This window comes from Streptomyces sp. NBC_01465 (assembly GCF_036227325.1).
Taxonomy (GTDB): domain Bacteria; phylum Actinomycetota; class Actinomycetes; order Streptomycetales; family Streptomycetaceae; genus Streptomyces.
Map to the genome: position 1 here is coordinate 7,636,736 of NZ_CP109467.1, position 25,457 is coordinate 7,662,192.

Annotated in this window: 21 protein-coding genes; 16 read left to right on the plus strand and 5 right to left on the minus strand. The window is 69.0% G+C overall.

Going from position 1 to position 25,457, the window contains the following annotated elements; translation table 11 throughout:
• From OG707_RS35600 to OG707_RS35655, 12 genes are read left to right on the plus strand one after another with little or no spacing between them, the layout of a single operon-like run.
• Positions 1–804, plus strand: coding sequence for an MlaE family ABC transporter permease (locus OG707_RS35600; protein WP_329125838.1), 804 nt, complete (start codon positions 1–3; stop codon positions 802–804).
• The gene (locus OG707_RS35605; RefSeq protein ID WP_329125839.1) at positions 801–2,042 is read left to right on the plus strand and encodes an MCE family protein; all 1,242 of its coding nucleotides are present in this window, start codon (positions 801–803) and stop codon (positions 2,040–2,042) included. The genes OG707_RS35600 and OG707_RS35605 overlap by 4 nt, the downstream gene beginning before the upstream one ends.
• Positions 2,039–3,070: an MCE family protein gene (locus tag OG707_RS35610; protein WP_329125841.1), complete on the plus strand. Its 1,032-nt coding sequence runs from the start codon at positions 2,039–2,041 to the stop codon at positions 3,068–3,070. Before OG707_RS35605 ends, OG707_RS35610 begins: the two co-directional genes overlap by 4 nt.
• On the plus strand, positions 3,067–4,104 hold the full coding sequence (locus tag OG707_RS35615) for an MCE family protein (protein ID WP_329125843.1): 1,038 nt from the start codon (positions 3,067–3,069) through the stop codon (positions 4,102–4,104). The genes OG707_RS35610 and OG707_RS35615 overlap by 4 nt, the downstream gene beginning before the upstream one ends.
• Positions 4,101–5,216, plus strand: a complete 1,116-nt coding sequence (locus tag OG707_RS35620) for an MCE family protein (protein ID WP_329125845.1) — start codon at positions 4,101–4,103, stop codon at positions 5,214–5,216. The genes OG707_RS35615 and OG707_RS35620 overlap by 4 nt, the downstream gene beginning before the upstream one ends.
• Positions 5,213–6,340 carry an MCE family protein gene (locus OG707_RS35625; RefSeq protein ID WP_443071436.1) on the plus strand — a complete coding sequence of 376 codons (1,128 nt, stop codon included), beginning with the start codon at positions 5,213–5,215 and terminating at the stop codon, positions 6,338–6,340. The genes OG707_RS35620 and OG707_RS35625 overlap by 4 nt, the downstream gene beginning before the upstream one ends.
• Positions 6,340–7,596: an MlaD family protein gene (locus OG707_RS35630; protein WP_329125847.1), complete on the plus strand. Its 1,257-nt coding sequence runs from the start codon at positions 6,340–6,342 to the stop codon at positions 7,594–7,596. Before OG707_RS35625 ends, OG707_RS35630 begins: the two co-directional genes overlap by 1 nt.
• On the plus strand, positions 7,593–8,105 hold the full coding sequence (locus tag OG707_RS35635; RefSeq protein WP_329125848.1) for a hypothetical protein: 513 nt from the start codon (positions 7,593–7,595) through the stop codon (positions 8,103–8,105). The genes OG707_RS35630 and OG707_RS35635 overlap by 4 nt, the downstream gene beginning before the upstream one ends.
• Positions 8,102–8,686, plus strand: a complete 585-nt coding sequence (locus OG707_RS35640; RefSeq protein WP_329125850.1) for a hypothetical protein — start codon at positions 8,102–8,104, stop codon at positions 8,684–8,686. Before OG707_RS35635 ends, OG707_RS35640 begins: the two co-directional genes overlap by 4 nt.
• A gap of 19 nt (positions 8,687–8,705) precedes the next feature.
• Positions 8,706–9,236 carry a hypothetical protein gene (locus OG707_RS35645; RefSeq protein WP_329125852.1) on the plus strand — a complete coding sequence of 177 codons (531 nt, stop codon included), beginning with the start codon at positions 8,706–8,708 and terminating at the stop codon, positions 9,234–9,236.
• 31 nt (positions 9,237–9,267) lie between these two features.
• Positions 9,268–9,975, plus strand: a complete 708-nt coding sequence (locus tag OG707_RS35650) for a hypothetical protein (protein ID WP_329125854.1) — start codon at positions 9,268–9,270, stop codon at positions 9,973–9,975.
• 21 nt (positions 9,976–9,996) lie between these two features.
• Positions 9,997–11,208, plus strand: a complete 1,212-nt coding sequence (locus tag OG707_RS35655) for a lytic transglycosylase domain-containing protein (protein ID WP_329125856.1) — start codon at positions 9,997–9,999, stop codon at positions 11,206–11,208.
• Here the strand turns inward: OG707_RS35655 and OG707_RS35660 are convergent.
• Positions 11,195–13,405, minus strand: coding sequence for an OmpL47-type beta-barrel domain-containing protein (locus tag OG707_RS35660; RefSeq protein WP_329125858.1), 2,211 nt, complete (start codon positions 13,403–13,405; stop codon positions 11,195–11,197). The two genes, OG707_RS35655 and OG707_RS35660, sit on opposite strands and share 14 nt — an antisense overlap.
• A gap of 2 nt (positions 13,406–13,407) precedes the next feature.
• A complete protein-coding gene (locus tag OG707_RS35665; protein ID WP_329125860.1) occupies positions 13,408–15,861 on the minus strand; it encodes a ThuA domain-containing protein in 2,454 nt (817 codons plus the stop codon).
• 241 nt (positions 15,862–16,102) lie between these two features.
• Between OG707_RS35665 and OG707_RS35670 the strand changes: the two genes are divergently transcribed.
• Together OG707_RS35670 and OG707_RS35675 are read left to right on the plus strand one after the other, a co-directional pair.
• Positions 16,103–17,062: a multicopper oxidase domain-containing protein gene (locus OG707_RS35670; protein WP_329128147.1), complete on the plus strand. Its 960-nt coding sequence runs from the start codon at positions 16,103–16,105 to the stop codon at positions 17,060–17,062.
• A gap of 91 nt (positions 17,063–17,153) precedes the next feature.
• Positions 17,154–18,584, plus strand: coding sequence for a gamma-aminobutyraldehyde dehydrogenase (locus tag OG707_RS35675; RefSeq protein WP_329125862.1), 1,431 nt, complete (start codon positions 17,154–17,156; stop codon positions 18,582–18,584).
• Between the two features lie 34 nt (positions 18,585–18,618).
• Here the strand turns inward: OG707_RS35675 and OG707_RS35680 are convergent, their stop codons facing one another.
• Both OG707_RS35680 and OG707_RS35685 read right to left on the minus strand, forming a co-directional pair.
• A complete protein-coding gene (locus OG707_RS35680) occupies positions 18,619–20,799 on the minus strand; it encodes a DEAD/DEAH box helicase (protein WP_329125864.1) in 2,181 nt (726 codons plus the stop codon).
• Between the two features lie 22 nt (positions 20,800–20,821).
• Positions 20,822–21,685, minus strand: coding sequence for a hypothetical protein (locus tag OG707_RS35685; protein ID WP_329125866.1), 864 nt, complete (start codon positions 21,683–21,685; stop codon positions 20,822–20,824).
• A gap of 154 nt (positions 21,686–21,839) precedes the next feature.
• On the opposite strand from OG707_RS35685, the gene OG707_RS35690 reads away from it, so the two are divergent.
• Both OG707_RS35690 and OG707_RS35695 read left to right on the plus strand, forming a co-directional pair.
• Positions 21,840–22,628 (plus strand): VOC family protein, encoded by a 789-nt coding sequence (locus tag OG707_RS35690; protein WP_329125868.1) that lies wholly within the window; start codon positions 21,840–21,842, stop codon positions 22,626–22,628.
• A gap of 79 nt (positions 22,629–22,707) precedes the next feature.
• A complete protein-coding gene (locus OG707_RS35695) occupies positions 22,708–22,956 on the plus strand; it encodes a WhiB family transcriptional regulator (RefSeq protein ID WP_329125870.1) in 249 nt (82 codons plus the stop codon).
• On the opposite strand, the gene OG707_RS35700 is transcribed toward OG707_RS35695, so the two are convergent.
• On the minus strand, positions 22,937–25,411 hold the full coding sequence (locus OG707_RS35700; protein WP_329125872.1) for a hypothetical protein: 2,475 nt from the start codon (positions 25,409–25,411) through the stop codon (positions 22,937–22,939). The two genes, OG707_RS35695 and OG707_RS35700, sit on opposite strands and share 20 nt — an antisense overlap.
• Positions 25,412–25,457 lie beyond the last annotated feature (46 nt).

Consider the following 25,457-nt stretch of genomic DNA (forward strand, 5'->3'; position numbering starts at 1 on the left):
ATGTCCATGCTCGGCTGGCTCGACCGCTCCGGCGACCAACTCACCTTCTACGTACGGGCCTTGATCTGGATCCCGCGCACCCTGCGCCGGTACCTGAAAGAGGTCCAGCGCCTCCTCGCCGAAGTCGCCTTCGGCAGCGGCGGCCTCGGCGTCATCGGCGGCACCATCGGCGTGATGATCGGCATGACCCTCTTCACCGGAACCGTCGTCGGCCTCCAGGGGTACGCCGCCCTCAACCAGATCGGCACCGCCGCCTTCACCGGGTTCATCTCCGCGTACTTCAACACCCGCGAGATCGCCCCCCTCGTCGCCGGCCTCGCTCTCTCCGCCACCGTCGGCGCGGGCTTCACCGCCCAGCTCGGTGCGATGCGCATCAACGAGGAGATCGACGCGCTCGAAGGGATGGGCGTGCGGTCGATGCCGTACCTCGTCACCACCCGCATCATCGCCGGGGTCGTCGCGATCATCCCGCTGTACGCGATCGGGCTGCTCAGCTCCTACCTGGCCTCGCGCATCGTCACCGTCATGTTCAACGGCCAGTCCGCGGGCACCTACGACCACTACTTCAATCTCTTCCTCTCCCCGGACGACGTCATCCTGTCGGTGCTCAAAGTGCTGATCTTCAGCGTGATGGTGATCCTGGCCCACTGCTACTACGGTTTCCGCGCCACCGGCGGCCCCGCCGGCGTCGGTGTCGCCGTGGGCCGGTCGGTCCGTAACGCCATCGTCCTCATCAGCGTCACCGACTTCTTCCTCTCGCTCGCCATCTGGGGCGCGACGACAACCGTGAAGGTGGCGGGATGAGCGCGCAGACGGTCCGGCGCCGTTCCGCCGGAGTGGTGTTCGTCATCGTGCCCGCGCTGCTGGTGTGGCTGTCGGTGTCCGTGTACCAGAAGGACTTCACCGACTCGACCGCGATCACCATCGACACCGACACCGTCGGAAACGAGATGCACCCCAACGCCGACGTGAAGCTGCGCGGCGTGGTCATCGGGCAGGTCAAGTCCATCAGCGCGGACGGCACGGGCGCCAAGCTCACCCTCGCCATCCAGCCCGACAAGCTCGACCAGGTCCCCTCGGACGTCACGGCGCAGATGCTGCCGACGACGCTGTTCGGGGAGCGGTACGTCGCCCTCGTGCCGCCCGCCAATGCCTCGGCCGAGCCGCTGAAGGCCGGGGACGTCATCGCCCAGGACCACTCGCGCAACGCCATCGAGCTGGAGCAGGTCCTCGACAACGTCCTTCCGCTGCTCACCGCCGTGAAGCCGGAGAAGCTCTCCGCCACGCTCTCCGCAGTCTCCACCGCGCTCAGCGGGCGCGGTCAGCAGCTCGGTGACACCTTCGAGACGCTCGACGCGCACCTGAAGAAGCTCAACCCCCAACTGCCCACCCTGAACCGGGACATCGCGCAGCTGGTGAAGGTCACCCAGACGTACTCGGATGCCGCACCCGACATCCTCACCGCGCTCAACGACTTCACCACCACCAGCGCGACCCTCGTACAGCAGCAGGCCGAGCTGGCCGGTCTGTACGGGTCCACGACCAAGACCGCGCAGGACATCACCGCGTTCCTGCGGCAGAACCAGGACAACATGATCCGGCTCGCATCCGTCAGCCGTCCGACGCTGGAGCTGCTCGCCAAGTACTCGCCCGAGTTCCCCTGCACCCTGCGCACCATGGTGGGCTTCGTGCCCGCCATGGACAAGGCGCTCGGCAAGGGGACCAAGCAGCCTGGACTGCACATCGAGGTCGTGACGGTGCCTTCGCTCGGGAAGTACGTGCCCGGCAAGGACACCCCGTCCTACACGGCGAGCGGCGGCCCGCACTGCTACTCGGTCCCGTACATCGGCAAGTCCGTGCCGACGGCCGCGACCGCCACCAGCAAGAGCGACAGCCTCGGTCTGCTCAACTCGCCGCAGGAGAACCAGCTCGTCAACGAGCTGCTCGCGCCGGGCGCCAAGGTGAAGCCGACCGCGCTCCCCGACTGGAGCAGCCTCCTGGCAGGACCGGTCTTCCGTGGTGCGGAGGTGAAGCTCAAGTGAAGCGCCGCAGTCTTACGGGACCGATCGTCAAGTCCTCCATCTTCGTGGTCGTGACGTCGCTGGCAACTGCCGTGCTGGGCCTGTCGATTGCCAACTCCGACGTCAGCGACACCGTCTCCTACAAGGCGCGGTTCACCGATGTCACCGGGCTTCTCGACGGGGACAGCGTGCGGATCGCCGGGGTGAAGGTCGGGCAGGTCGAGTCCATCAAGGTCGCCGACCGGCGCGTCGCCGAGGTGACGTTCGCGGTGAAGCGGGGGCGGGAGCTGCCCGCCTCGGTGACCGCGTCGATCAAGTACCTCAACATGGTCGGGCAGCGGTACGTCGACCTCGACCAGGGGAGTGGGCCTGTTGGTCAGCACTTCGCGGCCGGGGACACGATCCCGCTGGCCAGGACCACGCCCGCACTCGATCTGACCCAGCTCTTCAACGGGTTCCAGCCGCTCTTCCAGGGGCTGGCCCCGACCGAGATGAATCAGCTCGCCGGGTCCATCGTGCAGGTCCTCCAGGGCGAGGGCGGCACCGTCGACAGCCTGTTGGAGCACGTCGGGTCGCTGACCACCACCGTCGCCGGCAAGGACAAGGTGATCGGCGAGGTCATCAAGAACCTCAACACCGTGCTCACCACCGTCAACGACCGCGAGACGAACTTCAACGACCTCGTGGTGACCCTCCAGGAGCTGGTCACCGGGTTCTCCGGGGACCGCAAGCCGCTGGGCGAGGCCATCACCGCGATGGGCGGGCTGACCACGACCACGGCCGGACTTCTGGAGGACGGGCGGGCGCCGCTGAAGAAGGACATCGCCGAACTCGGGCGGGTAGCAGGTCAGTTGAACGCCGGGCAGCCGGAGCTGGAGAACTTCCTGCAGAAGACTCCCGAGAAGATGCAGGCCATCACGCGGCTCTCCACCTACGGATCCTGGTTCAACCTCTTTCTCTGTGAGGCGAAGGTGACGGGCGTGACCACCTCGGACGGCAGCAAGCCGCCCACCGGCATCGAGATCACCCAGCCGAGGTGCACCACATGAGGGGCTTCGGATGGATCAAGCCGGTACGGGAGATCAACCCGGTCGCCGTCAGCCTCGTCGGGCTGCTCGTGCTCGCACTGATCGGGCTCGCCGCCTACCGGGCCGACTCGCTGCCCATCATCGGCGGCGGCACCTCGTACAGCGCCGACTTCACCGAGTCGGCCGGGCTGAAGGACGGCGACGAGGTCCGCATCGCCGGGGTCAAAGTCGGCAAGGTGACCGGGGTCGGCCTGGACGGCGCAAGGGTGAAGGTGACCTTCAAGGTCAAGGACGCCTGGGTCGGGAACTCCAGCACCGTCGCCATCGCCATCAAGACCCTGCTCGGCGAGAAGTACCTGGCGCTCGACCCGATCGGCACCGACAAGCAGGACCCGTCGAACCGGATTCCGCTGACGCGCACCACGTCCCCGTACGACGTCACCGAAGCCTTCAACGGGCTCAGCGACACCATCGGGGAGATCGACACCGCGCAGCTCGCCAAGAGCTTCGAGACGATCTCCAACACCTTCAAGGACTCGCCGCCCGATGTGAAGACGGCCGCCGACGGACTGTCCGCCCTGTCGAAGACCGTCTCCGAGCGCGACGCCGAACTGGCCAAACTCCTCAAGGGCAGCAAGCAGCTGACGAAGACCCTGTCCGACAAGAACAGCACCTTCGAGGCGCTGCTCAAGGACGGCAATCTGCTGCTCGGCGAGCTCAAGGAACGCCGCGACGCCATCCATCTGCTGCTCACCGGGACCAAGGACCTGGGCACACAGCTGTCCGGCCTGGTCGAGGACAACGACAAGCAGCTGCAGCCGACGCTCAAGGCGCTGGGCAACGTGACCGCCGTACTCCTGAAGAACCGCAAGAGCCTCGACAAGGCGCTGTCGCTCGCCGGGCCCTACTACCGGCTCGTCGGGAACACGCTCGGGAACGGCCGCTGGTTCGACAGCTACATCTGCGGCCTCGTCCCGAAGAACTACCTGCCCCAGGGCACGACCCCGGTCGACGACTGCATGTCGCCCCCGCTGACGTCAGGCGGCAAGAAATGAAGCGAACCACCAGACGTGTCGTGACCATCACCGCCTCGCTCGCCGTCGTGGCCGCCGTGGCCACCTCCGGGGTCATCGCCTTCGACGACTCGGGCGGCACCAGGATCACCGCCTACTTCGAGCAGGCGACCGGCGTCTACGCCGGGTCCGACCTGCGGATCCTCGGAGTGAAGGTCGGAAAGGTCGAATCGGTCAGACCGGAGGGGAAGGAGGTGAAGGTGGTGCTCGTCCTCGACAAGGGCGTGAAGGCGCCGGCCGATGTGCACGCGGTGGTCGTCGCACCGAGCGTCGTCGCCGACCGGTACGTACAGCTCTCGCCCGCGTACGACGGCGGACCCGAGCTCCAGGACCACGCCACGCTCACCGCCGACCGCAACGCGACACCCGTGGAGGTCGACCAGCTGTACGCGAGCATCACCAAGCTCGCCACCGCGCTCGGCCCCAAGGGCGCCAACTCCCAAGGGGCGCTTGCCGATCTGCTCAAGACCGGGGCCGCGAACCTCAACGGGAACGGCAAGGCGATCGGGGACTCGATCGAGCAGTTCGGGAAGGCCAGCAAGACCCTCGACAAGAGCAGCGCCGACCTCTTCGACACGCTGTCCTATCTGCAGTCCTTCACGACGATGCTGAAGGACAACGACGGGAACGTGCGCGATGCGCAGGAGCAGCTGTCCACGGTCACCGGGTTCCTCGACGACGACAAGGAGAACCTGGGGGCGGCGCTCAAGGAGCTCGGTTCGGCGCTCGGCCAGGTGAAGGCGTTCATCGAGAAGAACCGCGGTGCGCTGAAGGAGAACATCGACAAGCTGCGGCCGATCACGGACACCCTCGTCAAGCAGCGCGCCTCGCTCGCCGAGATGCTCGACACCGCGCCGCTCGCCGCGAGCAACCTCGTCAATGCGTACGACCCTGTGCACCGCACCATCGACGGGCGCGCCAATCTCAATGAGGTCCGTATGGCCTACGGGTCCGGCGGTGCGGCTACGGGGGCGGGGCTCGCCGGGCTGGTTCCCGTACAGCCTTCGCAGCAGAGCGGGCTGCCCGGTCTGCCGCTGCCGGTCGTCGGCGATGTGTACGGCTCCCCGACCAAGAGCAAGGGGGCCGGACAGTGAAGCGAACCACCGCCACCAGTACGCGAGTTGTGGCCGCGGTCGCCCTGGCCGTCGGGTTCTCGATGTCGCTCGGCGCGTGCTCGGTGCCCTCGTTCAACGGCATCGAGTCGCTGCCGCTGCCCGGCGGCGCCGACCTCGGCTCGCACCCGTACGAGATCACCGCCGACTTCAACGACGTGCTGAATCTGATGCCGCAGTCGGCGGTCAAGGTCAACGACGTCGCGGTCGGGCGGGTCACCAAGATCTCGCTCTCGCAGGACAACTGGTCCGCGCGGGTCACGATGAAGATCAACGGGAAGGTGAAGCTGCCCGAGAACGCGTATGCGCATCTTGAGCAGTCCAGCCTCCTCGGCGAGAAGTTCATCCAGCTCGCCGCGCCCACCAAGGGCGCATCCACCGCGATGCTGCGGACCGGGCAGACCATCCCGCTCACCCGGACCAACCGCAACCCGGAGGTCGAGGAGGTCTTCGGCGCGCTGTCCATGCTGCTCAACGGGGGTGGCATCCAGCAGCTGAAGACGATCAGTCATGAGCTGAACAAGACGCTCAGCGGGCGCGAGCCGGAGATCCGCTCGATGCTGGAGCGCGTCAACACCCTGGTGACCAACCTCGACGGGCACAAGGCCGACATCACCGACGCGCTCGACGGTGTCAACCGGCTCTCCTCCACCCTCGCCACCCGCAAGACGGAGGTGGGGAAGGTACTGACCGGGCTGAGCCCCGGCATGAAGGTCCTGGAGAAGCAGCGCGGCTCGCTGCTCACCATGCTCAAGGCGCTCGACACGCTCTCCGGGGTCGCCGTCGACACCATCAACAAGAGCAAGGACGACATGGTCGCCGATCTGCAGGCGCTCGCGCCGACCCTCAAGGCGCTCGCCGACTCAGGGAAGGACCTTCCCGACTCGCTGCAGGTCCTCTTCACGTACCCCTTCACCGATGAGGTCCTGAACGGTGTGAAGGGCGACTATCTCAACGTCTATCTGAATGTGACGGCCGCGCCCGGCACGCAGATCATTCCGCCGGTCAAGCCCGACACGGGCACCGCATCGCCTTCGCCCGCCGCGAAGAGCGCACCGCTCCCGCTGCCCTCGGTCTCCACGCCGTCCACGAAAGGCGGCCAGTGATGATCACGATGGCCATCAGGCTGAAGAACCTGGCCTTCCTGCTGATCGCCGTACTGGTTCTCGGCTATCTCGGGATCCATTACGCCGACCTCGGGCATCTGGTCGGGCTGCGCGGCTATTACGTGGTGAAGGTTCAACTCCCGGAGACCGGAGGGCTGTTCACTCACTCCAATGTCACCTACCGGGGCGTTTCGGTGGGTCGGGTCGGGCCGATCCGGCTGACGAAGGATGGGGTGGAGGCCGAGCTCCGTATCGACAACTCCGCACCCGGGATCCCCGCCGACCTGAAAGCCGTCGTCGCGAACCTGTCGGCGGTGGGGGAGCAGTACATCGATCTGCGGCCGGTCCACGACGGCAGCCCGTATCTCCAGAACGGTTCGACGATCGCGCAGGCCGACGCCAGCATTCCGGCGCCCGTCACCAATGTGCTCACGAGCGTCAACGACTTCTCGTCGTCCGTGGACCTGGAGTCGCTGCGTACGGTCGTCGACGAGTTCGGGACCGCGCTCAACGGCCGGGGTGAGGATCTGCAGGTCCTGTTGGACAACGGCAGCGACTTCATCCAGGCAGCGGACAAGGCCCTGCCCACCAACACGAAGCTGATGATCGACGGCGAGACCGTCCTGCGTACCCAGTCGGAGGAGGGCGACGCCCTGAAGGCCTTCGCGAAGGGCGCCAAGGGGCTCGCCGGGCAGCTCGTCTCCTCCGACACCGACCTGCGGCAGCTGATCGCCGCGGCCCCCGACGCCGCCACCCAGATCAGCGGGCTGCTGCGCGACCTCAACCCGAGCCTGAGCGTGGTGCTCGCCAATCTGCTCACCACCTCCGAGGTGGCGGTCACCCGGCAGCGTGGCATCGAGGAGCTGATGGTGAAGCTGCCCGCCGTCGCGGCGGCCGGCTCGACGGCGATCAACGACAAGGGCGCCCGGTTCGGCATGGCCGTCACCTTCTTCGACCCGCTGCCCTGCACCACGGGCTACGAGGGGACGAAGTACCGCCCGGGCTCGGACGTCTCCCCGACATCGGCGCTGAACACCGATGCGCGCTGCACCGCGTCCCCCGGCACCGGCAAGGAGGTGCGCGGCTCGGCCAACGCGCCCGACGGAGGAGGCGTGCCGAAGGCCGCGAAGCCCGGATCCCTGCTTCTGGGGAAGGACGCGGGAGGCGTGCTCCCCGGGGTGCTGGGCCAGTCGGCCGCTCCGGCGCAGGCGCCCAGAAACATGAGCGAGCTGCTCGGACTGGGAGGGGCGCAGTGAACGCACGGACCAGAGTGGTCAGTTGGGTGGTCGCTGTGGCGGCCGTGCTCTTCTGCGGATTTTCCGGATGGGTGTACTTGCAGACGTCGAACGATGACTCGCTGACGTACTCCGCCTCGCGCGATGCCGCCCTGAGCGCCGGGCGCGAGCGGGTCGCCCAGCTCAACACCCTCGACGTGAGCCACACGGACGACGGTCTCAAGCAGTGGCTCGACGCCTCGACGGGCGCACTCCACGACAAGCTCGAGTCCACCAGGGCCACCGACCGCACCACGCTCGCCAAAGCCGGGACCTCGGCGCGCGGAACCGTCACGGACGCGGCGCTCACCGCGCTCGACGACCGTGCGGGAACGGCTTCGATGATCGCCACGGTCACCGTCGCCATCACACCGAAGAGCGGGTCGGCCACCAGTGACCGCAAGCGGTTCGAGGCGTCGCTCGCCCGGACTCCGGACGGCTGGAAGGTCACCGCGCTCAACGCGGTGCCGGTGGGGAAGGGCAGCGCGTGAGCGTCACCGAGAACGTCGAAGAGACCGAGGTCGAGGAAGCCGAGGAGCCCGAGCAAGACGCGAAGGCCACACCGCCGTGGCTGCGCAGCCGCACCGTCCTCGCAGGCGCGCTCGCCGTCGTGCTGCTGGTGCTCGGCGGGTGCGGATTCCTGTTCCGTGCCCACCAGTTGAGGGATGTGGCGGCCGCCAAGAACCATGCGCTGACCGACACCGAGACCACCACCCAGGTGGCAGGGGACATCAGCAACGCCCTCGGCAAGATCTTCTCGTACACGCCCGAGGACACCAGTGTCACTGCCAAGGAGGCCCGCGACCTGCTCGCGGGAAAGGCGGCCCAGCAGTACACCGCGCTCTTCGGGCAGGTCGGGACGCGCGCCGCGGAGCAGAAGCTGACGCTCACCACGCAGGTGGTGCGCGCCGGGGTCGTACGGCTCGAAGGCGGCGAGGCGCACCTGCTCGTCTTCCTCGACCAGACAGCCCAGCGCAAGGGGAAAGCGGCCACGTCGGTCGCGGCCCAGCTGTCCGTCACCGCCGAACTGCGCAACGGCAGCTGGCTGATCACCGACATCAAGGCCCGTTGAGAGAAGGGGGACGAGGTACATGTTCAGTCTGAGGGCGGTCAGAAATCCGCTGACGGTCGTGGCGCTCGCGCTGGCGCTGCTCGCGACGGGGGCGGCCGGATGGGGCGGCTGGTCCTGGTACGCGGCGGCGAACGACGACTCCGCCGACTACGCGCAGGTGAGGGACGACGCACTGCAGGCCGGCGAGCAGGCCGTACAGAACATGAACACCCTCGACTACAAGCAGCTGTCGCACGGTCTGGACTCCTGGGAGGACTCCACGACCGGCGACCTCCACAAGCAACTGACGGACGGGCGCTCGCAGTTCGAGAAGCAGATCCAACAGGCGCAGACGGTGTCCACGGCGAAGGTGCTCTCGGGGGCGGTCACCGAGCTGGACGAGCGGACGGGCAAGGCGAGCGTGATGGTCGCGCTGCGCATCACGGTCACCCCGGCCAAGGGCAAGCCCGCCGCGAAGGAGAGCCGGCTGCTCGGCGAGCTCACCCGCACCTCGGCGGGGTGGAAGCTCAGCGCCCTCGGCCAGGCGCCCGTCGGCAACACCGCAAGCTGACCCACGGACAGGACAGGAACGGAAGGACGTTATGTCGACGACCCGTCATCTCATCAACCGGCAGCGGCGGTTGGCGGCTGCGACACCTGTGACACCTGTCCGGGTGAAGCCCCGTCCGGATCTCGAGGACGAGCCGGAGCCGGCCGTGCCGCCTGCGGTGGCCGGGCGGGTGCTGGACACGGAGGAGGCGGAAGCTCCTGCCGCAGCCGCCAAGCCGGTCCGGAGACGGGTCTCGCTGCCCGTCGTGCTCGGCGTGCTGACCGTGCTCCTCGGCGGGTTCGCCGCCTACGCGGCCACCCAGGCGTCCGATCTGCGCGACAACTCGGCCTCGACCAATGTCGCCCTCTCGGATGTCGCCCGTACGACCGAGGTCAAGGGCCAGGTCACCAACGCCGTCAACTCTCTCTTCTCGTACAACTACGCGGACACCGGCAAGGCGGACCGCGCCGCACAGACCCTGCTGACCGGCAAGGCGGTCCAGCAGCACAAGGACATGCTCGCGGAGGTACGCGCCCAGGCGGCCAAACAGAAGCTGGTGCTGACCACCACGGTCACCGAAAGCGGAGTGGAGCTCATCGACGGGAACCGGGCGCGGGTCCTGCTGTACGCGGACCAGAGCAACACCAACACCGCCGCCAAGGACGACAAGACGACGTACGCCGCCGCGATGTTCGCGGTCGACGCGGTACGCACCGGCGGCAGTTGGCGGATTTCGAACATCGACACCTTCACCCGATAAGAGCCGATCAGGGAGAGACCGATGCTGCACGCGCGACGGATGAGACGAGGCCTGGGCGGAACGGCGGTGGCCGCGGCGGCCATGGCTGCACTGACGGCGTCCCAGGCGCCAGGAATCGTTGCGCACCAGTCGGCCGCGCCCAAGAAGGAGTCCGCGACCGGGCCTTCGACGGCACGGGTCGAGGGGCCCACGGACGACTCGTACCATACGGAGATCCCGCCGCTGGTCACTCCGGCCGCCCCGAAGACCAACGTCACGCTGGGCGGTTCGGGGCCCACTTGGGACAACCAGGGGATCCCGGCGACCGTGCTCGCCGCGTACCGCAAGGCGGAAGCGGATCTCGCGCGGACCGACAAGAGCTGCCGGCTTCCGTGGCAGTTACTGGCGGCCATTGGCAAGGTCGAGTCGGGGCAGGCGCGCGGCGGGGCCGTCGACGCGCAGGGGACCACGCTCTCCCCGATCCTCGGGCCCGTGCTGAACGGCTCCGGGTTCGCGCACATCCCCGACACGGACGGGGGCGCGTACGACGGGGACGCCCGCTACGACCGGGCCGTCGGACCGATGCAGTTCATCCCCTCGACCTGGGCGACCTGGGGGGCGGACGGGAACGCCGACGGGAAGAAGGACCCGAACAACATCTTCGACGCGGCGCTCGCGGCGGGGCACTATCTGTGTGCGGGGAGCCGGGATCTTGCCGTGAAGGCCGATCTGGACCGGTCGATCCTCAGCTACAACCACTCCGACGCGTATCTGCGGCTGGTCCTGTCGTGGCTGTCCTTCTACCGCGAAGGCGTGCACCAAGTCCCGGACGGACAGGGTGTGTTGCCGCAGAGTCCGGGTGCGGGCGGTGCGAACGGCGATCCGAAGCCGCCGGCCGACGACAAGCCCCGGGGCGGCGGGATCATCATCGGTCCACAGCCCACCGGCAAGCCCACCGGTCCCGGAAAGCCCTCGCACAGCCCCAGCGGCAGCCCGTCGCCGTCCGCGAGCGACAGCGCGAGCCCCAGCCCGGACCCGACCGACACCGGATCGCCGTCGCCGGACCCGAGCGACAGCGCGAGCCCCTCGCCGAGCGACTCCGGATCCACGCCGCCCGTCTGCCCGTCGCCCACGGACACGGTCTCGCCGAGCCCCGACCCGAGCGCAACACCCGGCGGGGACGGCTGTACCCCCCTCCCGTCAGGTGAGGGGGGTACGCCGGCCGCGACCGAAGGAGCGCCTACAGCTCCTTGATGCGGATATTGCGGTAGGAGATCACATCCGTGGTGGAGTGGACCTGGAGACCGATGTAGCCGTCGGCGAACCGCCGGCCGTCGGTCCCCGGGTCGTCCGAGCGGGCCGGGTAGAAGTCCTGGCCGCCCACGTTGTCGAACTCATTGATCAGGACACCGTTGCGGAATATCGAGTAGTGCTGGTCCACCACCCGGATCTCGTAGTCGTTCCAGGTGCCCTTCGGGGTGACGCCCGCGCCGCCGAGACCGACGCGGTCGAATCCGTAGAGCGAGCCCGTCTTGTACATGTCGCCGTCGGGCTTGTCGAGGATCTGCACCTCGTGCCCGTACTTGATGGCGGCCCACTCCGGGCGCGGCTCCTCCGGGTTGTCGTGCACCCACGGGAAGCGCACGAAGACACCGCCGTTGGCGTTGCCCGTGCCCGGGGCGTCGTCGCGCCACTGGAGCTTGAGCGAGAAGTCCGCGTACTTGCGTTGCGGATACCAGAGCATGCCCATGCCGTCGACGGTCGTGGAGCTGGTGATCGATCCGTCGGCGTTCAGGCCGAACTTGCCGCCGCCCACCTGCTCCCACTTCGCGAAGGACTTCGCCGTGCCGTCGAGGATGTCGCGGTAGCCGGTGGTCTGGCCGGGCAGGCCGATGCCGGACTGCTTGGCCGCCTTCGTGATCTTCCTGTGCTCGCGCAGGTCGATGACGCCGTCGGTCTGCAGCTTGGTGAGGACCTTTTCCACGTGCTTGAGGAAGAGTGCCTGTGAGGTCCACTCCTTCTCGTCCTCGATCAGCTCGTTGATCGTGCACCGGTTGCGGGTGATGCGGTTCGGGACACCGGTGTCGACCGTGCCGACGATGACCGTCAACCGCTCGTCCCACTCGGGGCAGTTGGGCGCCGGGACGCCGCCGCCCTCCGCGACCGTGAACGCCGACTGCTTGGCCGCCGAGGTGTTGCCCGCCTTGTCGGTCGCGCGGTGGGCGAAGGTGTGCCGTCCCACGCGGTCGACGAGGACAGGCGCCGTGTACGCGAGGTAGGGGCCGCCGTCGAGCGAGTACTCGACCTTGTCGACACCCGAATCGGCGTCGGTGGCGGTCACCGTCACCTTGGCGCTGGTGATGTACGCGCCGTCGGAGTTGGTCGTCCCGTCGAGGGCCGCCGTGGTCTCGGGCGGGGTCTTGTCCTCGGTGGGCGGGGCGACGACCGTGAAGGTCTCCGACTTCTCGGCCGCTACGTTGCCCGCCTTGTCGGTGGCCCGGTAGCGGAAGGTCTGCGCACCCAGCGCGTGGACCATCACCGGACCGGTGTACGCGGTCCAGGCGCCGTCCGAACCGACCGCGTACTCAATGGAGTTGACGCCCGAGCCGGTGTCGGATGCGGTTACCGTGACCGTCGCCATGCCCAGGTAGTTGCCGTCGGCGTCCTTCTCGCCGCTGACCGTCGCCGAGGTCTCCGGCGGGGTCTTGTCGTCGGTGGGCGGGGCGGCGACGGAGAAGGTCTCAGACTTCTCGGCGGCCGCGTTGCCCGCCTTGTCGGTCGCCCGGTAGCGGATCGTGTGGTCGCCGACCGTCGAGACGACGACGGGTGTGGTGTACGGCGTCCAGGCGCCGGTCGCCCCGTCCGCGTACTCGATCGTGTCGACGCCCGAGCCCGCGTCGGTGGCGTTGAGCGTCACCTTCGCCTGGCCGATGTACGCACCGGCCTGGTTCTTCTCGCCCTCGACCTTCGCGGAGGTCTCCGGCGCGGTGGTGTCCTGGCCGCCGCCCTCGGTGACGACCAGGATGCCCTGCATCGTCTCGTGGCCGGGCATCGTGCAGTGGTAGCGGTACCGGCCGGGAGTGAGCGTGACCTCGGCGGTGTGCTTGCCGCCCTGGTCGTCGCCCGGGTTGGCGAGGATGTTCAGCGGGACGTCGTTGTTGTACTCGGGGTCCGAGACGTCGAAGGTCAGCGTGTGTGGCATGCCCGTGGTGTTGCCGGTGGCCGCACTGTTCTCGAAGACGATCGTCGTCAGGCCCGCCACCGCGGTCGCGGGCGCCGTCGTGTACTGGGTGATGGAGTCGCCCGCGGTCCAGGTGAGGACCTGGGCGGCGGCTGCCTGCTGGTCGTCGTCCGTACGGCCGTACGCCGCCGTGGACGTCAGCCCGAGGACCATCAGCAGGGCGGACAGCAGGACCACCCACATCCTGGGGCGGGGAGTTCTTCGCTTCATCGCTACTCCGCCTTCCTGGCCAGATCGGCGGCGGCCGGAGTCGCCTCGCCGCCCTTGTAAGTCACGCGCCACAGCGCCGACTTGGAGTCCGAGGTGAAGAAGCCGCGCCCGTAGTCGAGGACGTACAGCGAACCGTCCGGGGCGAACTTCCAGTCCATGAGGTTGCGGATGCCGTCCGCGCCCACCGGGATGATCTTCTTCAGGGACTCGGCGTGCGTCGGGAGCCCGCCCTTGCCGGCGGTCTTCGGGTCGAGGAGGACCGCGTGGCGCGGCTGGTCGCCGTCGTAGAAGTCACCGACGAACCACTTGCCGTCCCAGTACGCCGGCCACTTGTCCGCGCTGGTCGAAGCGGCGTCGTAGCGGTAGACCGGGCCGTTCATCGTCGCCTGGCCGCCGCCCTTCAGCCACGGGAGGAGCTGCTTGGCCTCCTCCTTCTTGTAGCTGGGGATGCCGTTGGCGTCGCGCGGGTAGTCGATGCCGCCGCCCTGCGGCGAGTACCAGATCGTGTTGCCGGTGATCGGCGGCAGATTGACCAGGCCGTCGTTGTTCGGCGACTCGTTCTTCGGGGCGTCGCAGTTGTACCAGCCCAGCGGCTTGCTCGGGTCGGGCAGATTGCGGTCGCGGTAGGGCTGCTTGTTGCCCATGCAGTACGGCCAGCCGTGGTTCCCCGCCTTGATGATGGCCGAGAAGGTGTCGTACTTCGCCGGGCCCCAGGTCGTCGAGGGCTCGCCCGCGTCGGGGCCGACCCAGCCCGCGTAGAGGACGTCCGTCTTCTTGTCGATCGAGATGCGCGCCGGGTTGCGTACGCCCATCACGTAGATCTCGCCGCGCGTCTTGCCGCCGCCCTCGTCCTGCTCCTTGCCCGTGAAGAGATTGCCTTCGGGGAGGGTGTACGTCCCGTCGGGCTCGGGGTGGATGCGCAGGATCTTGCCGTTGAGGTTGTTGGTGTTGCCGGCGGTGCGGCGCGCGTCGGCGAAGGAGACGCCCTTGTAGTTGGGCTGCGGGTTGTTTCCGGAGTAACCGTCGCTGAAACCGGAGGAGTTGTTGTCACCGGTGGCGATGTAGAGGTTGCCCTTGGAGTCCCAGGCCATGCCGCCGCCCGCGTGGCAGCAGCTGTGGACCTGGACCGGCCAGTGCAGGAGGACCTTCTCCGAGGCGAGGTCGAGCTTGTTCGTCGCCAGGTCGAGGGTGAAGCGCGAGACGCGGCGCTCGGCCATCTGCTTGTCGCGGTCGAGACCGGAGTGCGGTGTGTAGTGCAGGTACACCCACCCGTTCTGCTCGAACTTCGGGTCCAGTTCGATGCCGAGCAGGCCTTCCTCGACCTTGGTCAGCTCGTCGCCGCCGCCCTTGTTGCCGAAGATGGTGAGGCCGCCCGCGAGGGTGACCTTCTTGGTCGCCGGGTCGTAGACGTGGATCTGGCCGATGCCCTTGCCGACGTCCGGGTTCGCCCAGTCCGTGATCACGGGCTGGGTCGAGTCGGCGCCGCCGCGGCCGATGTAGAGCACGCGCCCGTCGGGGGCGATGACCTCGCCGTGCGGCTCGCCGATCTGGTCGTTCTGGCCGGGCTGGTTGGGCTGGGTGACACGCTCGGCCTTGTAGTTGGCGTTGATGGTGGCCTTGCAGTCGGCCCGTACGAGACGGGTCGTCCAGAGCAGGGCGCCCCGGAGGTGGTCGCGGAAGTCGACCTCGCTGAACGAGTCGGCCGTGTTGCCCATGCCGGTGTAGAAGGACCGGCCGCCGTCGTAGTCGCGGCACCAGGAGACGGGGTGGTCGGCGCCGTTGGCGCTCGCCCCCGGCTGGTAGGTGATCTCGCGGACGCGGGCCACGGTGTGGACGTCGCCGGACGGGTTCTTCGTCCAGTTCAGCCACTTGTCGGGGCGCTTCCACTCCAGCGGGAGGTCCTTGGTCGCCGGGTTCTGCCGGTCGCCGACCTCAACGGTGGCCCGCTGCACGGACGTTGGGCTCGTCGCGGCGGGGCGCGCGCCGACCAGACCGGTGTACCAGTCCGAGTACGGCTCGGTGCGTGCCGCGTCCGCGACGCCGAGGAATCCGCCGCCGGCCTCCATGTACGCCTCGAGCCCCGCCTCCTGCTCGGGGTCGAGGATGTCCCCGCCGCCGGTCAGGAAGACGACCGCGTTGAACGTACCGAGCCGCTTGGCGGTGAAGACGGAGGCGTCGTCCGTGGCGACCGTCTTGAAGCGCTGGTTGGTCGGACCGCTCAGCCCGATCTTCTCGATGGCGGCGATCCCGGCGTCGACGGTCGGTGATTCGTCGCCACTCGCCGAGCCGTGGAAGACGAGCACCTTCACATTGTCCGTGCCGGGCGGCGACGGCAGGGACAACGTTGTCCTGATCGACTGTTTGAGCATTTCCGGATCCGGGTGCGGCCTGGCCGAAGCCGCGTTCCCGGCGAGCAAGGAGGCGCCGAGGGCGCCGGCCGCGAGGGCCGCGACCATGGCACGTCTCGATCTGCGCTGGTGTTGCATGCGTTCACCCACCCCTCAGAGGTCACTGCAAACGCGGATGAAGCTAGACCTCTTTGCTCAACTCGCCAAGGGGTATGACCGCGTTGGCGCGAACTTTGTCCTGGGTGTGGATAAACGAAGATTCCCCGGCTACCGTGTCGGCGTCCCGGGGGTCTCGTGCGCCCCGTCAACCTCTCAATGCCCTTACGGCGATGGGGAGTTCGGTATGAGTCTGGACAGACGGAGCTTCAACAGGCGGCTGCTCGCGGGCGGCGCGGTCACGGCGGCCGGGGTGACATCGTTGTCCCTGGCGACTGCCGACGGCAGCGCGGCGGCCGTCACGGCGCGGACCGCCCCTGCGGGCGGCGTGGTCCGTCATATGAAGCTGTACGCGGAGAAGCTCGCGGACGGGCAGATGGGGTACGGCCTGGAGAAGGGCAAGGCCTCGATCCCGGGACCGCTGATCGAGCTGACCGAGGGCGACACCCTGCACATCGAGTTCGAGAACACGATGGACGTCGACGCGAGCCTCCACGTCCACGGCGTGGACTACGACGTGGCGAGCGACGGCACGCGCCTCAACAAGAGCCACGTCGAGCCCGGCGGTACGCGGACGTACACCTGGCGCACGCACACCCCCGGCCGGCGCAAGGACGGGACGTACCAGGCGGGCAGCGCCGGCTACTGGCACTACCACGACCATGTCGTCGGGACCGACCACGGGACGGGCGGCATCCGAAAGGGGCTCTACGGCGGGGTGGTCGTACGGCGCCAGGGAGACCTGCTTCCCGACAAGACGTTCACGATCGTCTTCAACGACATGACGATCAACAACGTCTCCGGCCACATGGGCCCGGACTTCAATGCGACGGTCGGCGAGCGCGTCGAGATCGTCATGATCACGCACGGTGAGTACTACCACACGTTCCATGTGCACGGTCATCGCTGGGCGGACAACCGTACGGGCATGCTGACCGGGCCCGACGACCCGAGCCGCGTCGTCGACACGAAGATCGTCGGTCCTGCGGACTCCTTCGGTTTCCAGGTCCTGGCGGGCGAGCACGTCGGGGCGGGCGCCTGGATGTACCACTGCCATGTTCAGAGCCACTCCGACATGGGCATGGCCGGGCTCTTCCTGGTGGCCAAACCGGACGGAACGATCCCCGGCTATGAGCCCCATCACCACATGTGACCTGCACTGTGCCGCTCTGTACGGGGTGGTGGTGTTGTCTGCTCCACTCTGGCAGGTCACGTGGCCGGGTGGATCGGACAGGGTGGAGCCCATGCTGCGTAACTACATCAATGGCGAATTCCGGGAAGCGGCGGACGGCCGCACCCTCGACGTGACCGACCCCTGCACGGGCGAGGTGTACGAGACCTCCGCGCTGTCCGGGGCCGCGGACGTCGACGCCGCGATGGAGGCCGCCGCGGCCGCGTTCCCCGCCTGGCGGGACGCGACCCCGGCCGCTCGCCAGAAGGTGCTGCTGCGGATCGCGGACGTCTTCGAGGAGCGGGCGGAGGAGCTGACCGCCGCCGAGTCGCGCGACACCGGCAAGACCATCGCGCAGATGACGGACGACGAACTGCCGCCCTGCGCCGACCAGATCCGCTTCTTCGCGGGCGCGGCACGGATGCTGGAGGGGCGCTCCGCAGGGGAGTACATGGAGGGTCTGACGTCGATCATCCGCCGCGAGCCGGTGGGTGTGGTGGCTCAGGTCGCTCCGTGGAACTACCCGCTGATGATGGCCGTGTGGAAGTTCGCCCCGGCGCTGGCGGCGGGCAACGCGGTGGTGCTGAAGCCGTCCGACACGACGCCTGCGTCGACGGTCCTCCTTGCCGAGATCATCGGCGGCGTACTGAAGGAGCAGGGACACCCGGCCGGTGTCTTCAACGTGGTGTGCGGCGACCGTGAGACGGGTCGCCTGATGGTCGAGCACCCGACCCCGGCGATGGCCGCCATCACGGGTTCGGTGCGCGCGGGCATGCAGGTCGCGGCCTCGGCGTCCAAGGACGTCAAGCGGGTCCACCTGGAGCTGGGCGGCAAGGCGCCGGTCGTCGTCTTCGAGGACGCCGACATCGCCAAGGCGGCCGAGGACATCGCGGTCGCGGGCTACTTCAACGCGGGCCAGGACTGCACGGCCGCGACGCGCGTCCTCGTACACGAGTCGATCCACGACGAGTTCGTGACGGCGCTGGCCAAGGCCGCCGCCGACACGAAGACCGGCCACCCCACCGACGAGGAGGCGCTCTTCGGCCCCCTCAACAACGCCAACCAGCTGGCCCAGGTGGCAGGCTTCATCGACCGCCTCCCCGCCCACGCCACGATCGAGGCGGGCGGCCACCAGGTCGGCGACAAGGGCTACTTCTACGCCCCGACGGTCGTCTCCGGCCTGAAGCAGGACGACGAGATCATCCAGAACGAGGTCTTCGGCCCGGTCATCACGGTCCAGTCCTTCACGGACGAGGACCAGGCCGTCGCCTACGCGAACGGCGTCGACTTCGCGCTGGCGTCCTCGGTGTGGACCAAGGACCACGCACGCGCCATGCGCATGTCCAAGCGCCTGGACTTCGGTGCGGTCTGGATCAACACGCACGGTGCGCTCGCGGCGGAGATGCCGCACGGCGGCTTCAAGCTGTCGGGCTACGGCAAGGACCTGTCGGCGTACGGCTTCGAGGACTACACGCGCATCAAGCACGTGATGACCGCGATCTGACGGTGCGCGGGCGGTCCGGGGCGTCAGGCGTGTGTCACGCCTCGGCCCGGGCCGCCAGCCGCAGTTGCTCCTCCTCGACGATCCGCCGGGCCAGCGAACCGTCCGACACGTCGACCGCGTCCGGCGTCGCGTCCGCCGTGTCGCTGCGCCGCGCGTAGGCGTCGAAGAGCCGCGTCTTGTCGGCCAGCAGCTCCAGCATCCGCTGGTCCACGCTGTCGGCCGCGAGCAGCCGGTGCACCTGGACGGTCCTGACCTGGCCCATCCGGTGGGCGCGGGCGACGGCCTGGTGCTCCATGGTCGGTTTGATCTGCGGCTCGCAGAGGATGACGACGGATGCGGCCTGCATGTTGAGGCCGACACCGCCGGCCTGGATCTGGCTGAGCAGCACCGCATGGCCGGGGGCGCCGGAGAAGTCGTCCACCAACTGCTGGCGCCGGGCGGCCTGGAGGTCACCGGAGATCGGTCCGTGGACCGCCGCCCCGTCAAGGGCTTCGCCGACGGTGGCGAGCACGTCGCGGAAGTAGGAGAACACCACGACCTTGAGGTTGTTGGCGGCCGCCTCTTCGACGAGCTCACGCAGCCGCCCGAGCTTCGCCGACTTCTCGGGGTGGGCGTAGGCGGCCCGGCGCATGCGCATGAAGTTTCCGGCCGCGACAGCCTCCCGGTAGGCGTCGAGATCGCTCGCGCTGAACTCCTCCCACTCGTCGACCTGGACGAGGGCGGGCAGCTCGGTGAGGACGTCCTCCTGATTGCGCCGGAGATAGGCGGGGGCGACGGCCCGGCGGAACGCCTGCGACCCCGCGACCGCGTCGACGTCCTGCACCTCGGGCGCCAGATCGGGCCGGAGGATGCGTACGAGGCTGCGGAACTCCGCGACCCGGTTCTCCATGGGGGTGCCGGTCAGGAAGAGGACGCGCTCGGCGAGGTCCGCCCAGGAGGCGACGGTCCGGGCCCGGCGGGTGCTGGGGTTCTTGGCGAAGTGGGCCTCGTCGACGACGAGCAGCGCGAGCCGGGGATCGGTGGGTGCGGGCAGCAGATGCAGCGAGTCGAACGTCGTGACCGCGATCCCGCCCCGCTCCTGCCACTCGGCGAAGGCCTCCTGCCGTTCGGGGCCGTGCACGGGGTGGGCGCGGAGGGTGGAGCGAGTGCCGATTTCGCGCGTCCAGTTGATCAGTACGCTCGCCGGGCAGACGACCATGAAGTGCGTGGCCCCCTCGGCGGCGAGATGGGAGAGCGCGGCGATCGCCTGGACCGTCTTGCCGAGCCCCATCTCGTCGCCGATGATCACCCGGCGCTGGGCGAGGGCGAAACGGGCCCCGAAGGACTGATAGCCGCGCAGGGATACCCGCAGATGGGTGTCGTCGAGCTTCTGGGCGCGGACGCGGTCGGCGATGTCGGAGGGGACGAACCCCTCGGCGGCGGCGAGATCGGGACCCTGGCCCGCGATCTCCGCGAGCTGGCTGTAGTACTCCGCCGACCGGAGCTCGAAGTCCACCCAGGCCTCGGCCTCGGTGACGGGCCTGCGGAGGAGATCGGTCGAAGCCTGGGCGAGGAGCGCGGGCGTCTCGCGTACAACGGCCTCGTCGCGGAGAGTGCGGATCGCGGCGAGCGCGGCGTACGCCTCGGTCCGCCGCTTGGCTCCGGCGAAGGCCATGCGCAGCCGGCCCCGGGCGGCCCCGGCCTGCGCGAGGAGCGGGCCGAGGGTGGTGTCGAGCTGCCGGGCGGCGTCGTGCGCGCGGCGGAGTTCGGACCCGGCTTCGACGAGCGGGTTGAGGGCGCCGATGAGGGCGGTGGTGCGCGGCTCGGGCCGGTCGACGTCGATCCGTACGGACACGGTCTCCGCGACCGCGGCGGCGATCTGCCGGGCTGCGGCGAGGGCCTGGTCCGCGGTCTGCCGGCCGACACCGGGCACCTGCTGCAGGGCGTGGCGGGGAGCCTCGTACACCTGGAGGACCGTGGCGTAGCCGGCCTGTTCGAGGGCGGTGAGGCGCAGCCGTCCTTCGGTGACGTCCTTGAGCCGGGAGACCGGTATCGATCCGAGCTCGTCGCGGACGAGGGCGTCCTGGAGCGGGGCGAGGGCGGCACGGACGGCGTCGACGGCGGTGGTGTGGTCGGTGAGGACCGAGCGGGCAGCGGCCTGCAGCCGCTCCGCCTGGTGGAGGAGGGCGCGGGCGTGCTTGCCCGCAGGGACGGGATCCTGCTCCTGACCGCTCACGTGACCGATGGTGCCACGAGCCTCAGACAGTGAGGTCCAGGACGAACCAGTCGGGGGAGGTCCCGCCCTGGACGTAGATGCGGTGACCGCGGCTGATGCGGCTCCCGCGTCCGATGACGCCGCCGTCGGGCAGGACGAGGGTGCCGAGCTCCACGGTCTCTACGGACGTCTCGGTGAGTCTGCAGTCGGCGAGGCGGTTCCTGTTCTCCTCGTAGCCGCCGAAGAAGACGATGCGGTCGCCGTGTACGGCGATGGCTCGGGCGCCCTTGACCGGGTTGGTGCGGACCTTGGTCGCGCGGTCGTGGCGGATCTCCAGGAGGGGGAAGTCAGGGTGGGGGCATGCCCAGGTGGCGCGTCGGTCGACGTTGAGTGCGTAGCAGTCGACGATGTGATCGACGCCGGAGACGGGCGACAGCTGCCAGAGCGGTTCGCCCGTGCTGCTCCAGCGCCGGATGCCCGGTTCGCTGAGACTGTCGGTGCAGACTCCCTCGTCGAAATAGCTGACCCAGATCTCGCCCTGCTCGTCGACGAGCAGCTCTTCGATCGCGTCGCCTACGCGGAATGAACGGGTGCAGCGGCCCAGCGGGTCGAAGACCTGAACGTGCGGGCCGCCCCGCCGGCTGCGGCAGTCGGCGACGACGAACCCTCCGTCGGGCAGTGCTCCCAGCGCGGGAAATCGCGCCTGCACGTTACTGAGGTGTGTCTCGTGAGCGCTGCCGTTGTCCGCGGACACCATCAAGGCGTCGTACGGGGCGCCCAGGTCGACCGACGGCTCGGTGAGCAGCCAGTGCGCGCGGCCGTATGCGTCCACCGTGCTGCTGACGGCGCACAGGCCATGGTGGGCGCGGGGCAGGCGGGCGTACGGAGTCAGGCGTGTCTCTGTCACGGTCCCGCCAGCGTACGCAGATGCCGTACGCCAAGGGGGCCTTTACAGGGGCCCGTTGAACGTAGGGCGCGGCTCGTCCCGGGACGGATTGTCAGTGGCCGGTGCAAGACTCGGTGGGGCAGGACAACGGGACCCCAAACACGAGGAGCGCACCATGCTCAGCACCCGTTTCGTCACTGGTTCACCCAACTGGGTCGACCTTGCCACTCCGTCCACCGAGGAAGCCGTCGCCTTCTACGGCGGGCTCTTCGGGTGGCAGTTCGAGCCGGGCGACCCGCAGTTCGGGGGGTACGGCTCGTTCACGCACGACGGTCGGCAGATCGGGGGCGCCATGGGCGGCATCACCGAGGTGCAGCCGTTCTGGTCGGTCTACTTCCACACCTCCGATGCCGAAGCCACCGTCAAGGCCGTCGAAGGCGCCCACGGGAACAAGGAGTTCGGGCCCGACGACGTCGGGTCGCTGGGGCGGATGGCGGGGTTCCGCGACGCGTCCGGTGCGCGCTTCTCCACCTGGCAGCCCCTCGATCACAAGGGGTTCGGCGCGGTCAACGAATCCGGCTCGCTCTGCTGGGCCGAGCTCTACACGCCCGACGTCCCCGCTGCCGCCGCGTTCTACAACGCCGTCTACGGGTGGGACATCGCGTCGGTGCCCTTCGAGGGCGGTACGTACACGATGGCCAGCCCCGCCGGCGGTGGCGAGGCGGCGAGCTTCGCCGGCATCGTGCCGCTCGACATGGATCCGCAGGCGGCCGGGTCGGGACCGTTCTGGCTGCTGTACTTCGAGGTCGACGATCCCGACGCGACCGTCGCCACGGCGCGGAGGCTCGGCGGGCGCATCGACCTGGAGCCGGCGTACATGAAGGGCGTGGGGCGGTTCGCGAAGATCAGCGATCCGCACGGGGCACGGTTCGCTGTCATCAAGAGCGATTCTCAGACGGGCTGAGCGGGGGCGCAACACCGGTCGGGGCCGCGTTCAGCGTTCATTGACCGGACGTTGATCGGTGCGGGGCAGCCTGTCCCGCATGCCGATCAACACCATCGTCACCGAAGCCGAACTTGCCTGGCAGGAGAAGGCTCTGTGCGCCCAGACGGGGCCGGAGTTCTTCTTCCCCGACCCCGGATCCTCCACCCGCGAGGCCAAGCGGCTCTGCGGGATCTGCGAGGAGCGCGCGGCCTGTCTGCAGTACGCGCTGGCGAACGACGAGCGGTTCGGCGTCTGGGGCGGGCTCTCCGAGAAGGAGCGGCTCCGCCTCAGGCGTACGACACCCTGAACTGCCGTGTCCCCGGCGGGACATGGACGTCGGCGCCCGTGACGTCGAGCGTCAGTCCGTCGGACGTCGCCGACCGCACCGGGCCGAAGCGGCACGGGTAGACGTACCGCAGGTGTGGGGGTGACTGGTCGATGTCGACCGTCACCTCGCGCGCGGCCGCGTCATGGGTGAGCCGGTAGCCGAAGGGTGCGCCGAAGAGCGTGGGCGCGTTGGCCACGCTCACCGTCTCGCCGTCCGGCACCCAGTGCGGGCGGACCCCCGGCGCGATGTAGAGGTGCGGGTCGCGGTCCTCGTCCGCCTCGAAGAGCAGGATGTCGCGCAGGAGGAGCAGGTACTCCGCCGCGGCCCAGCCATGCGGCATGTCCCCCATGTACCAGAAGCGGTCGGGGAGTTCGGCGAAGTCCGAGGCGATGGGGAACGCGTGCTGTTCGTTCCAGGCGCCAAGTGCCGCGCGCTGGCCGAGTGCGACCGGGGTGCCCGCGCTCACCGTCCAGTCCAGGAGTTCGTCCATCCGCTGAGGGTCGCCCGCCAGCAGGTAGGCGTGGGCGAGTTGCAGGGTGAGGTAGGGGCCGTACGCGTTCCATGCGGCCTCGTGCCGGTAGCCGCCCCGTACGAAATGCCCGTACAGCGTGTCCAGGGTGCAGCGCGCCGCCCGGTCGATGTCGTCGCCCAGCTTGCTGCCCATGTAGAGCCGGCACGGGTGGAAGTACGCCGCCGCGCCGATCATCGTCGAGTCGAGCCGCCCCACGTCGCCGGGCCCGGTCGGCAGGAACGTCTCCCACTCGCCCCTGCGGGCCTGCTCGTCGAGCACCCACCGCATGGACGCGGCGGTCGCCCGCTTCAAGTCGTCGAACGCGCCCCAGAGTTCACCGACCTCGGGCGTCCCGAGCCGCTCGGCGAGCCGCGCCGCCTCGTACAGACCGGCCAGCCCCCAGATGTCGTCCCAGTAGTGCGGCTTGTCGCGCTCGCCGAGGTGCTCGGCGCTCCAGCCCTTGTGCAGCAGGCCGTTGGGGTCGCGGTTGTCGCGCAGCCAGCGGGCGCCGTCCAGGACGTACGGGTTGTAGAGCCCCGAGCCGAAACCCGCCCCCGGACCCTGCGTACGGTCGAAGCGGCCGATCGCCCAGAGCGCCTGCCCGTTGCTGTCCCACTCCTCGTCGTCCTTCTCGTGCTGCCGGCCGAAGAAGCCGTACTCCGCGCAGGGCCCGATCCGGCCGTGCCCGAAGTTGAACGCGCTGGGGTGGTGCGTACCCAGCTGGGCCTGGGCCAGCGCGGTGTCACCGGCCAGCGAGCAGGCGATGGCCTCGACGGAGGAGTCGCGGATCCAGAAGGAGTCGTAGACCGTCGGCCCGGGGTGGATCTCGCCCCCGTCGGAGAGGACGAGGAGCTGGCCGCGGGTCTGGCGGAAGAGGTCGGTGAGATGGGCGACGGGTGCAGGCAGCCGCGGCTGGACACCCTCCTGCACCAGCTTCTGCGTCCAGAACACCCGGTTGGCGGCCTCGAGTTCGTCCGCGGGCGCCGACCGCAGCTCGGCCAGATCGTCCGCCCCGCTGTACGTGTCGACCGGCAGTCGTACGTCGATCGCGAAGGACTCGCCCTCCTCGATACGGAACGGCCAGGCGAACACCCCGGTGCACATCCCCGCGACCTGGTCGGTGGCCTCCTCGGCTCCGTTCAGCTTGCCGCCCACGGTCAGCTCGTGGAACGGGCTGCGGACGAGGTAGGAGTCCGGGTCCTGGCTGAAGTCCGGGTTCCCGTACACCCCGTAGCTCTCCGGCGGCGTGTCGAAGACCGGCCCCCACCCCGTGTTCGTCTCGACCCGCGCCTCCTGCGGCAGATACCGCAGCAGCGTCAGCCGGCGGTCGGTGTCCTGCGCCGCACCCCGATAGTGGCGCTGGAAGCCGCTGGGTCCGGTCGGCAGCACGGCGACACAGAGCCAGCCGTCGCGCGGGGCGCCCGCACCGGCCGTCACCGCGAGCCGGTTCAGTACGAGATCACGCTGGCGTACGCCGACGGTGGTGGCCAGGGTCCGCTGGGTCACCTCGAAGCCCGTCCCCGTCCTGAACACCGTGTCCACGACCGGCAGATGAGCCGCCTCCATGCGCTGCTCCACCGACCCGCCGGGCCCGGGAAGCTGCGGCAGCCGCAGGGCGCCGGACGCGGGTTCGTACAGGAAGAACGCCACGCTGTACTTGTCGTAGACCGGCTCGATCTCTCCGGCCTGCCCGACCAGTGACTCCTGCCGGTGGTCCTTGACGCCGACCATCGACCAGTAGCGATAGAGGGCGTTCGACGCGAGCGCGCCCTCCTTCGACTCGAACGAACCGGCGTCGAAGGAGTCGCTCCACCGGTGGAAGGCCTGCTGGAGCCACCACGGCACGGGGGAGGGCGAATCCCCCTTTGCCGTCCAGCTGCGCCACATGACCTCGTAGAAGATCCGCTCATGGGTCTCTGCCATGGGATGTCACCTCCGTCCACACACTGGCACCGGGGCTCGACTCCGT